At 57.5% G+C, this 12,225-nt stretch carries 8 protein-coding genes and 3 pseudogenes; 7 read left to right on the top strand and 4 right to left on the bottom strand.

What is annotated here, in order from left to right:
• Nucleotides 1-326: 326 nt before the first annotated feature.
• A complete protein-coding gene (locus DOU54_RS14945; protein WP_113731502.1) occupies nt 327-1,220 on the bottom strand; it encodes an IS481 family transposase in 894 nt (297 codons plus the stop codon).
• 225 nt (nt 1,221-1,445) lie between these two features.
• Here DOU54_RS14945 and DOU54_RS14950 point away from each other — a divergent pair.
• The 6 genes and pseudogenes from DOU54_RS14950 (at nt 1,446) to katE (ending at nt 8,115) form a co-directional block, all read left to right on the top strand.
• Nucleotides 1,446-2,548, top strand: a protein-coding gene (locus DOU54_RS14950; protein ID WP_104679491.1) for an IS3 family transposase whose coding sequence is annotated in 2 segments (ribosomal slippage) — nt 1,446-1,707 and nt 1,707-2,548 — 1,104 coding nt in all. Because the reading frame shifts where the segments join, the coding sequence is not laid out codon by codon here.
• 103 nt (nt 2,549-2,651) lie between these two features.
• A pseudogene (gene dinB, locus DOU54_RS14955) lies at nt 2,652-3,497 on the top strand (DNA polymerase IV); the annotation flags it as partial.
• Between the two features lie 213 nt (nt 3,498-3,710).
• Complete coding sequence (locus DOU54_RS28125; RefSeq protein ID WP_279795939.1) at nt 3,711-4,139, top strand: hypothetical protein; 429 nt, start codon at nt 3,711-3,713, stop codon at nt 4,137-4,139.
• A gap of 698 nt (nt 4,140-4,837) precedes the next feature.
• Complete coding sequence (locus DOU54_RS14965) at nt 4,838-5,341, top strand: DUF3597 domain-containing protein (protein ID WP_072492888.1); 504 nt, start codon at nt 4,838-4,840, stop codon at nt 5,339-5,341.
• A gap of 44 nt (nt 5,342-5,385) precedes the next feature.
• Entirely contained in the window at nt 5,386-5,889 is a 504-nt protein-coding gene (locus DOU54_RS14970) for a YciE/YciF ferroxidase family protein (protein WP_113731503.1), read from the top strand.
• A 75-nt stretch (nt 5,890-5,964) separates the two neighbouring features.
• A complete protein-coding gene (gene katE / locus DOU54_RS14975) occupies nt 5,965-8,115 on the top strand; it encodes a catalase (RefSeq protein ID WP_072492890.1) in 2,151 nt (716 codons plus the stop codon).
• A 465-nt stretch (nt 8,116-8,580) separates the two neighbouring features.
• Here katE and DOU54_RS14980 read toward each other — a convergent pair.
• The 3 genes and pseudogenes from DOU54_RS14980 to DOU54_RS14990 form a co-directional block, all read right to left on the bottom strand.
• Nucleotides 8,581-9,474, bottom strand: a pseudogene (locus DOU54_RS14980) (IS3 family transposase); the annotation flags it as partial.
• Nucleotides 9,475-10,836: an IS110 family RNA-guided transposase gene (locus DOU54_RS14985; protein ID WP_113731504.1), complete on the bottom strand. Its 1,362-nt coding sequence runs from the start codon at nt 10,834-10,836 to the stop codon at nt 9,475-9,477.
• A gap of 214 nt (nt 10,837-11,050) precedes the next feature.
• Nucleotides 11,051-11,320, bottom strand: a pseudogene (locus DOU54_RS14990) (transposase); the annotation flags it as partial.
• 200 nt (nt 11,321-11,520) lie between these two features.
• Here DOU54_RS14990 and DOU54_RS28130 point away from each other — a divergent pair.
• Nucleotides 11,521-12,225 (top strand): FAD/NAD(P)-binding protein (locus tag DOU54_RS28130; RefSeq protein WP_286079914.1); only part of this gene is annotated, 705 nt, incomplete at its 3' end.

Genomic DNA, 12,225 nt, shown 5'->3' on the forward strand with positions numbered 1-12,225 from the left:
AGCCGAGGTAAAGCAAATGTCCCGCCGCTGCTGGCTATCTGGCTCAGGCTACTCTCAAAAAACACACTGGGGCTCGTGCAGACATACACTTACAACTAGGCCTTGGTGAAGAACCAGTGAGCTACCGGAACAATCCAGCTTCGCTCACGTTCGCGCCCTTACAACGACGAACGTAACAAAAGGTTGACTGACCAATGCCACGCTCAGTGCTTACTTGAATCAAAATAAATAAACAGGGATATGTGGAGAGCCGTATGACGGTGCACACCAGCCAAACGTTCATAGTATGTAATCTTCTGAAGGGCGATGAGACATCCTTGTTTGGATTATAGGCGTTCGCGGAGGATTTCGTAAGGTGCCTTTCCATTGAAAGCGCCATGCGGCCTTGCAAGGTTGTAGAACCTCTCCCATTCGCTGAGCTTTTGAACGAGGTCGGTGTCGTCTGTATATGACAAAAGCTGGTAGAACTCTTGATCATCAGTGCGGTGTGACCGTTCGACTTTTCCATTTAGTTGGGGCGACGCTGGCTTGATATAGGCGTGCCGGATGCCCTGGTCTTCGACGTGCCAGTGGAATTTGGCCTGGAACTCGTGCCCATTATCGGTGCGCACTTCGCGAATGCGGAACGGGAATTTGGCGATTACGGTGTCGATGAAGTCTATGGCGTTGGCCTGGGTGTGGCGATCATAGACCTTCAAGGCCCGGATGCGGGTGGCATCGTCGATTGCCGTGTATTGGAAGCGCTTGACGACCTTGCCGTCAACGCCTTCAAATTTCAGGAATTTTACGTCGACCTGTATCTGATGCCCCGGCACGCGCTGCTCGTATCTCTGGGTATGGATTTTCCTAACACGCGTACCGCCGGGAAGCCGACTAAGCCCGTTCCGCTTCAGAATTCTATAGATGCAGGCGTCAGAGATGGTGATGGCATGGTACCGGCTCATATACCAGGAAATGCGCATCGGGCCGAGATGATATCTGGTGCGCAGATGCAAGACTTTCTCGATGATTTCTGCAGGCTTCTGGTTAGCGGGATTTTTTGGTGCGGAGGATCGGTTCTCAAGCCCGGCCTCGCCATAGCGCTCGAAAGCCGATTTCCATCGATAGAAACTGGCTCTGCCAATACCGAAATAGCGGCAGGTTTGCGATACGTCACCGTGACGCTCGGCATGTTGAAGAACGCGCAGCTTATGTGAAACTTCCCGTCGGAATGTCATCATCGCGATTATCCTTGTGATCGAAAGTTAAAAACAAGGATGTCTCGAAGGTCCCTACTTTTCTACATTGTTTGACATCTGCGCCCATGAGACAGAACTGGCATCGTAAGGTTAACTGAACTTGGAGTTTGATAGGCGATGAAGGGGTGATCTGAACCCTTCAAACTGGACCGTTTTTGGTTAGAGTTTTCCGGTGCATTTTCCTGGCTGGGAAAGGAACGGAAGACGATGAAAGCATCACAGTTTTCGGACGCACAGAAGGCGTTCATTCTGAAGCAGGGTGATGAAGGAGTGTCGGTTGCGGAGATCTGCCGGAAGGCGGGGATCAGCCAGGCGACCTATTTCAACTGGAAGAAAAAATACGCGGGCATGCTGCCGCCGGAGATGAAGAAGCTGAAGCAGCTCGAGGACGAGAATGCGCGGTTGAAGAAGATCGTCGCGGACCTGACGCTGGACCGTGAGATGTTGCAGGATGTCATTCGGCGAAAGCTCTAAGGCCTGCTCGGAAACGCGAGATGGTGAAAGGCATGTGCCGGGATTGGATGATCTCGATCCGGCGTGCCTGTGGGGCACTGAACTTCGATCGGTCGACCTACCATTACACCTCTCGCCGTGCCGATCAGGCCGGTCTGGAACGTCGTATTCGTGAGATCTGCGAGATACGTGTTCGCTACGGCTATCGTCGCGTGCATGTATTGTTGGAGCGCGAGGGTTGGGGGACCAACATCAAGCGAACCTATCGCATTTACAGAGACTTGGGCCTGCAACTGCGTAACAAGACGCCGAAGCGACGGGTCAAAGCCAAGCTGCGGGAAGATCGGCAAATGGCCGTTGGACCGAACGATGTCTGGGCGATGGACTTCGTTCACGACCAACTCGCGACCGGCAAGAAACTGCGGGTGCTCACGGTGGTCGACACCTTCTCGCGCTATGTGCCGGTGCTTGATCCACGTCACAGCTATCGAGGTGAAGATGTCGTGCAAACCTTGGAACGGGTATGCCGGAAAGTTGGCTACCCGAAGACGATCCGTGTCGATCAGGGGACTGAGTTCGTGTCTCGCGATCTTGACCTTTGGGCCTACGCCAAAGGCGTCACCTTGGACTTCTCACGCCCGGGCAAGCCGACCGACAATGCGTTCATTGAAGCGTTCAATGGCCGCTTCCGCGCCGAATGTCTGAATCAGCACTGGTTCCTGACCCTTGCGGATGCCCGCGAAAAGATGGAGGATTGGCGTATAGACTATAATGAGTTTCGGCCGCATGGTGCGATCGGCAATAAGGTACCGATCTCGCTGATGAAATCAGGAGGCTCAACCAGCCCGCCTCCCTGAATGAAGCCGGAAAACTCTAGCCTCAGATGGTCCAGAAACCTGGGGCGGTTCACCGTCCGCCGGGGCTCTAATCGCCACTGGATGAAAGTTCAGTGGCAGGTCATTCGAGATCTATCGCGCTGTTTCCCAACAGATCCGCGATATCTTTGCCGAATACACGCCGCTGATCAGCCATTGTCACTCGATGAAGCCTATCTCGAAGTAACGGAAAATCTGAAGGACATGCCGATCGCCACCGAGATCACGCTGGAGATCCGTGCGAAAAATCAAGTCAGTCGCTGGTCTCAATGCATCAGCCGGCATTCCGTACAACAAGTTTTTGGCCAAGATGGCGTCGGATCTCAACAAGCCGAACGGCCAGACCGTCATCAGCCCGAAGAACGGCCCAGCTTTCGTCGACGGACTAGCGGTCAAGAAATTTCGCGGTGTGGGCCAACGCCGAGAAGATGCACCGCCTCGGCATCAAAACCGGAGCCAACTTGAAATCAAAATCGCTGCAGTTCCTGACTGAGAACTTCGGTAAATCCGGTCCCTACTTTTACGGTATCGCGCGCGGCATCGATGAGCCCCCTGTTCGGCCCGACCGGGTGACAAAACCAATCGGTGCCGAGGATACGTTAGTCGACGACACCGACGATCTAGCCCTCGCCACCACCGGATGGAACCTTCAGCGGCAAAAGGCTGGTCGCATTGTCAGGCAAAGTCGATCAGCGGCAAGATGGTAACCGTTAAGATCAAATATTCGGACTTCACGCAGGCAACACGAAGCAGAACAGGCACTCTCCCGGCCACGGGCGTTGCCGAGATCACGGAGGCCGCATCTGCCCTGCTTTCCACCGTCTATCCGTTCAAGCGTCCGATCCGTCTGCTGGGCGTCACGCTCTCTTCGCTTACCAACGATCAGTCGGAAGATGACGGGGAACAACCGCAACTCTATCTGGCGTTATGATTGGATAACTAGAGGATAGACGAGGATTTCCGACAATTCTCTCTCTAGAGTTCGCGTCATCGATCTGGAGACCGGCGGCAATGGTCTGAGCGACGTTTGCGAGATCGGCTGGCAGGACGTCACTATGGCTGATGATGACCAGTGGTGAGTGACCGAGGAGCGCGGAGCTCTGTGGTCAATCCCGAGCCGCCGACGACACCGGATTCAATCGCCGTGCATCATATTCTTGACGCCGACGTCGCCGACCCGGCCTTCTGGAAGGAGTTTGCCGCAGACGTGCTCCGGCCGTCTGGTGCCTGGATGCGCTCGCCGCCCAGCGCACTGGTTTCGACAGCGCTAATGCACGCCCAGCTGTACCGGCGGCGCACCATGGGTCTGTTTTTGGAAGTCGGCGCTGGGGGTCTTGGTCGGAGCTTCCCCGCTTCCAACCAGATGCTGCGCTACCAGCGCATGCCGGAAGGGCTCGTTCACGAGATCGGCCTGCCTGCCCACCGTGCCATGCTGGACGCTTATCTCATCGAGCACCACCTCCGCGACAGCGTCATCCTTGGACCAACTTCTGGCCTGGAGCGCAGAACCCGGGCTGCTGCCCCGCGTTCCCGCCGGCCGGGACCGAGGAAAAACCTGGGAGCGGATCTCTAACGCAGCGCTGAAGAACTTCGCGCGGGGTCGGGCTACCGGCGTTCGCTTCAGTGCTCAGGCGGAAATGGCGCGGCGCGGCGGACTGGTTTGCAGGCCATTAGCGCAGATTGGCATTAAAGCCCCAAAGGGTAGAACCGCGGTCCTTCCCGACCATTCCATTCCGGGTTACCGATGTGGTCCCTGAGTCCGTTGATCACCCGAGGGTTTTCGATACGCGACATCCTTCACGGACCTCCCTCACCTTGTGTTGAGCAGGATCTAATGTCCTCTACAAAAGCTATCGCGGTGTTTTTTCTCAGCGCAGAAGAGTCAAGCTTGCTTCGAAAGGCCACTTAATGACGCCAACGCGGCGGGACCCGAATTGCTCATGGATCCACGCATTCTATTAGGCATCACACCGATACAAAGGTTGCTTATCCCGGAAAAAGAATCCGTGAAAGAACAAGCGGACCACCGCGCACTAAGCAGCGTGCACCGCGGCTGCCCACCTCGCCCTTCGAACCGGGCCGCCTCGCGCTGGGCGACCAACGCGAAAGAATATTTGCTCCCAAGCCTGGGGCACAAGGAACTGCGATTTGTTCGCTGCGTTAATCGGCGGGGCGACAGCACATCAACTTTTCGCGACGGCCGGGTACATATGCGTGCTGCAGCTTACGAGTGGATCGAGCGCCCTGACCAGCTCATAGCAGGAGGAATGAATGAGCATCTTCGACCGCATCAAGGACGCAATTTTTGGCGAAGCAAATGCCGCGCCCGCCCCGCAAGCGTCAAGCACGGCCTCTTTGGCACCGTCATCTTCAGCCGCGCCTACCACTCAACCACCCGCACTGTCAGAGACTGCGGCCAACCCGGCTATAAGCCAGCCCGCCCCGCCCGCAGCACAGACTGCGAACCCTGCGCCGCAATTAGACGGAGGCGTTTCTTCCGGCTCAAATTCTCGGGCTCCAATCGACGTCGAATCCATACTCAACGAAGCGGCGAAGAAGTCTGGCCAAAAGCTCGACTGGCGGCGCTCAATTGTTGACCTGATGAAGGCTCTCGGCATGGACGCCAGCCTTGAGGAGCGCAAGGAGTTGGCGCAGGAACTAGGCTACACCGGCGACGCCGATGGCAGCGCGAAAATGAACACGTTTCTTCACAAGGCTCTCATGAAGAAGCTGTCGGAAAACGGAGGAAAAGTCCCCGCCGACCTGCTTGACTGAACCAAACTCTTAGACCTGATCTTGAACCACAAGGGAGAATTGAAATGGCAGCCACCAAGACACTCGACGACTTGTTCCTCGACACTCTCAAAGACATCTACTTCGCAGAGAAAAAGATCCTGAAGGCCCTTCCGAAGATGGCCCGCGCCGCCAATTCGGAAGAAGGGAAGGCAAGCTTCCTGCAGCACCGCGAGGAGACCCAGGGCCAGATCGAACGCTTGGAAGAGGTCTTCGAACTGCTCGGAAAGGCGGCGCGCGGCAAGACCTGCGAAGCCATACAGGGCATTATTGCCGAAGGCGAAGAGATCATCGAAGAGTTCAAGGAGTCTCCGGCTCTGGATGCAGGGCTCATCTCATCCGCCCAGGCAGTCGAGCACTACGAGATCGCCCGTTACGGCACGTTGATCGAGTGGGCCAAACAGCTTGGTCTGAAGGACGCCGTACCCCTGCTGGAGGCGAACCTCGCCGAGGAGAAAGCGACAGACGAGAAGCTCACGCAGCTCACAAAGGCCTCTGCGAACGCCAAGGGCAAAAGCAAGGCTTCCTGAGGTCCCAGTGCATTATTCAAGGCCGTCCCACAGGGGCGGCCTTTTTGTATCCAGCCATCACCAAAGGGGATAACCATGGCAAAGCGTACAAAACGGGCGACCCGCTCGACCTCTTCCACGGACACTGTCACCATCCATGATCAGCAGCTTCACCGAGGCGCGGGCGGCGAACTCCACCAGATCGCTGAGGACGGTGCCGACGTGTTGACCACGTCGCAAGGCGGACCAATCGCCGACGACCAGAACTCTCTTCGGATCGGCGCCCGCGGTCCGCTGCTGATGGACGACTTCCATTTCCGCGAGAAAATCTTCCACTTCGACCACGAGCGAATTCCGGAACGCGTGGTTCACGCACGTGGCTATGGCGCCCACGGCTTCTTCGAAACCTATGAATCCTTGTCCGACGTCACCCGCGCCGACATCTTTCAGCGCGCAGGCGAGAAAACGCCTGTCTTTGTCCGCTTTTCTACTGTCGCCGGCAACAAAGGTTCTGCCGACCTCGCCCGCGATGTCCGCGGTTTCGCCGTGAAGTTCTATACGCAGGAAGGCAACTGGGATCTCGTCGGCAACAACATCCCTGTCTTCTTCATTCAGGACGCAATCAAGTTTCCGGACTTAGTACATGCCGCAAAGCAGGAGCCGGACCGGGCCTTCCCCCAGGCGCAGACCGCCCACGACAACTTCTGGGATTTCATCAGCCTTACGCCGGAAAGCATGCACATGGTCATGTGGATCATGTCGGACCGCACCATCCCACGATCCTTCCGTTTCATGGAGGGGTTCGGTGTACACACCTTCCGTTTCGTCAATGACAAAGACGAGTCCACGTTCGTCAAGTTCCACTGGAAGCCAAAGCTCGGCCTCCAGTCGGTTGCGTGGAACGAGGCAGTCAAGATCAACGGCGCCGACCCCGACTTCCATCGTCGCGATCTCTGGCAGGCGATCCAATCCGGCAACTTTCCGGAATGGGAACTCTCTGTGCAGCTCTTTGATCAAGAGTTTGCCGACAACTGGGACTTCGACGTCCTCGATCCGACGAAGATTATTCCGGAAGAGTTGTTGCCGGTAAAACCAATCGGCCGTCTCGTGCTCGACCGCATGCCGGACAACTTCTTCGCGGAGACCGAGCAGGTCGCGTTCATGACGCACAACGTTCCGCCGGGGATCGACTTCAGCAACGACCCTCTTCTTCAGGGCAGAAACTTTTCCTACCTCGACACGCAGCTCAAGCGGCTTGGCGGACCGAATTTCACGCACCTTCCCATCAACGCACCAAAGTGTCCCTTCCACAACTTCCAGCAGGACGGGCACATGGCGATGCGCAACCCGGTCGGCAGGGTAAACTACCAGCCGAACTCGTTCGGGGAAGGTCCCCGGCAGGCCCCGTCCCGAGGATACCGCCACTTTCTGGCCGAGGAGAACGGCCAGAAAGTGCGGCTGCGTCCGGAAAGCTTCGGCGACCACTATAGCCAGGCCCGCCAGTTTTTCCTCAGTCAGACGCCGCCCGAGCAGCGGCACATCGCGATGGCACTCACGTTCGAGCTAAGCAAGGTCGAGACCGTCGCTATCCGCGAACGGATGATCTCGCACCTGCTGAACATCGACGAGACGCTCGCCACCACCGTTGCCCAGAAGCTCGGAATCCAGACAATGCCTAAGCCCGCCGACGCTGCCATGCCCACACGTCAGGATCTGGAGCCGTCTCCCGCGCTTAGCATCGTGCAAGGCGGACCGAAGCGGTTTGAGGGCCGCAAACTCGGCGTGCTTGTAACGGATGGCGTCGATGCAAAGCTCCTCAAGAAGCTGATGATGGTGATCGAGAAGGAGAAGGCTTTGGTTGAGCTGATTGCGCCGAAGATCGGAGGCGTGACCGCGTCCGATGGGACCTGGATAGAGGCGCAGCACATGATCGACGGTGGCCCCTCGGTGCTGTTCGACGCCGTCGCCGTCCTCGCGGCTCCGGGCGCAGTTGAGGATTTGGTGAAGGAGGCGACAGCACGGGACTTCGTGGCGGACGCATTCCAGCACTGCAAGTTCATCGGCTACGACGAGAGCGCTTTCCCGCTTCTCGTCAAGGCTGGAATCACCGACGATCTCGACGAAGGCACGATCGCACTTCCCGGTGAAGGGGGGGTTGCCGCTTTTGTATCCGAACTTGGGAAGTTGCGGGTGTGGGGCCGGGAACCTGCTCTTAAGCTCGGCAAAGCCTCGCCTCCGGTCGAGTGAAGTTCAGGCGCGGACCTCGTGTCCGCGCCGTTCTCTCTAAACGGTGAGGGACGAGATAGTTGTTTCCAATGTTGGCGTTCCATGGAACGACAAACACGCATGAACTAACGCACCCGGAGCCCATAAATGAGGAGTCAGTCTATAAAGTCTCTGCTGGCCGCGCTCGTTGAGCCGAATAACATCGAGACCGGCGGATGGGGACCCGTGCAAATTGGGGTTGGCGCCGTACGGGCGGGCTGGGACATTTATTCGGGCCACTACAGGCTTCAATTCCAAGCCACGGTCTCGGCGGCCGGCTAAATGGCTTTTAGCGCATGGATTGCGACAAGGCTGCCAAGGGGGCGCAGCCGGGCTGATCCTTTAAATCGATGAAGAACAGCTGTTTGAGGAGCTCAACTAGAACGTGATTGACGAGCCTTTGAGATTTGCGGCCTTTGGCCTGCTGCCGGTTTTTCGGACACCGAGTTAAGCTAATCCCACCTTGGTTTCAAAGTCATTGGGGCTGAGATAGCCCAGTGTCGAGTGGCGACGCTTCGGATTGTAGAAGCGCTCTATGTAATCGAACACATCCGCTCTGGCGTCATTCCTCGTGCGATAAACCCTGCGTGCTGTTCTCTCCGTTTTCAGTGATGAGAAGAAGCTTTCCATTGCAGCGTTGTCCCAGACATTTCCAGAGCGGCTCATGGAGCAGGTGATGCCGTGGTCGCTCATGAGGCGCTGGAACTGCTCGCGCGTATATTGGCTTCCCTGATCAGAATGATGCAGTAGCGCGTCTGGTTTTCCTCGACGCCAGATCGCCATGATCAGCGCATCTGTGACAAGCTGGGCCGTCATGTTGGCATTCATCGACCAGCCGACGACACGGCGTGAGAACAGGTCAATGACGGCCGCGACATACAGCCAGCCTTCTGCTGTCCAGATATAGGTGAAGTCGGCCACCCATTTCTGGTTCGGCCGCTCTGCCATGAACTGACGGTCCAGCACGTTCGGCATGATGACGGCACGGTCACCGGCATCTTTCGGCAAGCCACGCCGTCTCGGCCTCGCCCTGAGCGCATTCAAGCGCATCAGCCGCTCGATACGATGGAGACCACAGGATAATCCTTCTTCCAGCACGTCATGCCATACACGGCGAGCACCATAAGTGCGGTCGCTGGCTTTGAAGCTCTGCCTGATCTTGTCCAGCAGAACCTCATCATAGCGAGCGCGTTCACTCGCAGAACGATTGAACCAGGCATGGAAACCTGAACGAGAAACCCCTAGCGCTTCGCAGAGCCATGCCACCGGCCAGATCGAACGGTGCTTTGCAATGAACGCGAACCTCATATCGCGTCCCTGGCAAAGTAGGCTGCGGCCTTCCTAAGAAACACCCGTCTCGGCGATCATGGGTTCCAACTGGAAGCCTAGAGACCGGGCGCGGCTTTGCAGGTTTGCCAAAACCCTACCGCGATGCCGTTCGTCATAGGCGGCGGCACCTGGATCGCGATAGACCATTCCAAATCGCAGCGCATTGTAGAAAAGGACAGCAATCTTACGTGCCGTCGCCGTTACGGCTTTCTGTTTCCCGATACGCCCTGCCAGCCGCCGGTAGAATGCGCCAAGGGCAGTGTCGCTTCGCCCGAGCGTGGTTGCGGCTAATCGCAGTAATGCGGCCGCCCTGCTGGATGATCGGCGGGTTCGCGAAGAAAGCACTTTTCCGCCTGAGATTTTATTACCGGGGGTAAGGCAGAGCCATGATGTGAAGTGCTTGGCCGTAGGCCAGGCACGTAGGTCCGTGCCGCACTCGCCGATGAGCTTGAGGGCGAGCGACGAGCCCAGACCGTGAATCTGCGTCAGGTCTGTCCCCGTCAGGCCGTGTAGAGCCGCCCGGACATCAAAGGATGGCGCATTCGTCTGCTTGGTCTTCGTCCGGATTTTTGGCAACGGCTCGCGCGGCCCTTCGACTTCAGCAGTCATCATGGCAATCGCTGCTTCCAGCTTGCGGTCGCATTCGAGCATCTTCAGTTGGTAGAAGTCGTAAAGCTCCAGTGATTGGGAAAGAGCAAACACATGCTCATCACGATCGTTGCCGATCAGCGATGCTCGGATTGTTTCGACAGAAGAGTGGCAGCGAACGTCACGCAAAGAGGCCAGAACGTCGGGATCGCGCTCGCCGGAAACAATCTCCCGGATGATCTTCATACCCGTTACGCCGGTGATGTCGGAGACGACATGGTGGAGCTGCAGGTTCATCTCCATCAGAGCCTTCTGCATGTGCTGGATATGGGCGGCCGCATACTCGACCAGCCGTTCTCGCTGGCGCAGATAAGCACGCAGTGTCGCGACCTGTGAGTTCGGCCGAAAGCTTCCGCGCAACAGACCATAGGAATGCAACTGGCGAAGCCATGCCGCATCGTTGACGTCAGTCTTCCGGCCGGGGACGTTCTTCGCATAACGCGCATTAACGAGGATCACCTCAAATCCGTGCTGCTCTAAAATCTCGAATGCCGGTATCCAGTAGACGCCGGTCGACTCCATAGCCACGCTCGTGACACCGCAGGATTGGAACCAGGCAGCAAGATCATGCAGATCATGGGTGAAGGTGCCGAAAGCGCGGATTGGCATGTCGTCGCTGTCCGGATTGACCGCCGCCATATGCATAGTGGACCCGATGTCGATCGCGGCTGCGCTCGGGTTCATGCGGGTGAGGTTCTGTGGGACAGATGATCTCGGCTTGGGCATGGCTTCTCCTCCTTTGGTTGGGGAGGGGCTGGGCCGCGCAAGTTCGTCATTTTCCTAACCGGGATCGCCGCCAAGCAGCGTCACCACTCTCAAGTTCGCAACAGCCCATGTGCCACGTTTTTTAACGGGGTCGAACGCCTCCAATAAGCAGTCGGCAACTCCCCTCCGGCAGCGATCGTAGCATGACCTGTTTCTACCGCGCACAGGCGGACCAAAGCCCGTGATCGTTTTTTAGGATGTCGCGCTCCGCCTTCAACTTGGCGACTTCACGACGGAGCCGATCAATCTCAAGCTGCTCTGGCTTCATCTGGCCTTTTCCAGGAAAGGACTGGCTGGGATCGTCGCCGTATTCGCGAACCCATTTGCGCAACACATTCTCGTGGACATCAAGGTCACGGGCCGCCTGGGCAACAGAGACCCCACGCTCCTTGACCAACTTCACCGCCTCAAGCTTGTACTCGCGGCTGAACTTCCTTCGTTGCATTCATGCTCTCCGGTTTCAGGAGGAACACCTTAACTCGGTGTCCATGAAACCGGCAGCAGGCCAGATCTCACATCACGTTCACACGATCCCCCTTTTCTCGAAGGCTAGTTCGCGCGGGCGCATGAGGGCGGGAACAATTTCAAGGGTGGAACATTCCCTGACAGCCGTGCGAGATTGTTCGCCGGACATAGGATATGTCCATGCTTCCACGAATTGCGATCATCGGCACGGGTCCAACCGGCCTCTACACGTTCAAACAACTGATCGGCTCGACCGTTCCCCTGTCGATCACCCTTTATGAAGCAGAGGGAGAGCCGGGCAAGGGTACGCCCTATCACCCCGATATGAATGACCCGGCGATGCTCTCCAACATTCCGAGCATCGAGCTTCCGGCTTTCACCGAGACCCTGGTCGAATGGCTGCGGCGGCAGGATGAGGACACGCTGATGCGCCACGGCATCCGCCGCGAGGCGATTGATGAGCGGGAATTCTATCCCCGCCTCGTGCTCGGCGACTACATGCAGGCGCAGTTTGCCCGGATGCAAAATCTGGCCGGCGAACGCGGCCACGAAATCCACGTGCTGGCCCGCCATAAGGTCACCGATATCGAGATACAGGCGGCCGCAGTGCGGCTGAGGGTATCCCGTCCCGACGCAGAGGAGGACGCAGTCTTCGACCACGTCGTGATGGCGACCGGCCACAATTGGCCCGACAGCACCGAAATACGACCCGGCTACTTCGTTTCGCCCTGGCCGGCCACTGTTTTGAAGTCGATCCGCAATGAACCCGTCGGCATTCTCGGCACCTCGCTGAGCGGGATCGACGCCCTGATGACCGTGGCGACGGCCCACGGCATGTTCTACAGCGATGCGGCGGGGGATCTGCAATATCAGCCGGCTGCCGGG

It is taken from the genome of Agrobacterium sp. MS2 (assembly GCF_003261015.1).
In the GTDB taxonomy this organism is placed as follows: Bacteria; Pseudomonadota; Alphaproteobacteria; order Rhizobiales; family Rhizobiaceae; genus Agrobacterium; species Agrobacterium pusense.